Below are 817 nucleotides of genomic sequence, written 5' to 3'. Positions count from 1 at the left end.
TCTGCCGCCAATAATATTTTTGTGATTTCAGAGGTTTGCTTACCCAATATTCGCGCTTGTTTACTACAAGAGATTTCACGAAGATAAAACGCTGTTAAAACTGCCCAATGCTCAACATTATCAGCTTTAAGTCTCAATACCGCATTATCAACAATCTGCGACTCATCTTCCGTTAAGTATTGACGATAATCAAAATCACGAGGAGCGCCCTCTATACCTGCTGATTTGAATGGATATTCTGTTCCCATTCTTTTTAGAACTCGTGTATTTTTCCATGCAGTCAAAATGTCTTTAGTTTCTCTCATCACACCCCCAATTTACTTATAAATAACTCAATCCTTCCGCCTTTGACAACTTCTTTTCTTTCGCTATGCAGTACGTCGATTTGTTCATCATCTAAAATGACATTGCTATGAATTAACGCATCAAAAATGGCTTTATTTATATTGTCTAGGTCTCGTTTTCTTCTATCTGGCATGTAAGCCTTAATATTTACCATCACTCTATCAGCTAACTTTTTATTAGCTTTATTCTGCAAAACAATAGCTATAACTGCGTTTCGAAATTCAATGCCGTCGGCTTTAATATATCTTCGTTTTCCCACCGTTCCCCAATAATGATTTACGGTTGGCGGGTATGGTAAAATCAAATGAATCACAGCTTTATTTTTCCATCTTTTATTAAAATGTTTTGTGTTTTCATAACTCCCTCAGCATGTGCTAATCTGACAAATTCATTTTCAAATATTCGTGTTCTACGGTCGATTTCATCATGGCAACTTGAACACGCCCATGCGCCTTGTAAATCGTTAGGTTTC

3 protein-coding genes are annotated in these 817 nt (G+C 36.5%); all 3 read right to left on the bottom strand.

All coding sequences use genetic code 11. The features are described 5' to 3' along the window. Positions 1–305: antiterminator Q family protein (locus J3U74_RS12400; RefSeq protein WP_267338089.1), on the bottom strand; the 305-nt coding region annotated here is incomplete at its 3' end. Continuing rightward, positions 305–658: a RusA family crossover junction endodeoxyribonuclease gene (locus J3U74_RS12395; protein WP_267338088.1), complete on the bottom strand. Its 354-nt coding sequence runs from the start codon at positions 656–658 to the stop codon at positions 305–307. The genes J3U74_RS12395 and J3U74_RS12400, both read right to left, overlap by 1 nt. Further along, on the bottom strand, positions 655–817 hold a 163-nt coding region (locus tag J3U74_RS12600; RefSeq protein WP_416379810.1), incomplete at its 5' end, for a nuclease domain-containing protein. The genes J3U74_RS12600 and J3U74_RS12395, both read right to left, overlap by 4 nt.

The organism is Gilliamella sp. B3892 (genome assembly GCF_026536305.1).
Classification (GTDB): Bacteria; Pseudomonadota; Gammaproteobacteria; order Enterobacterales; family Orbaceae; genus Gilliamella.
This window is presented reverse-complemented; position numbering and strand designations above follow the sequence as displayed.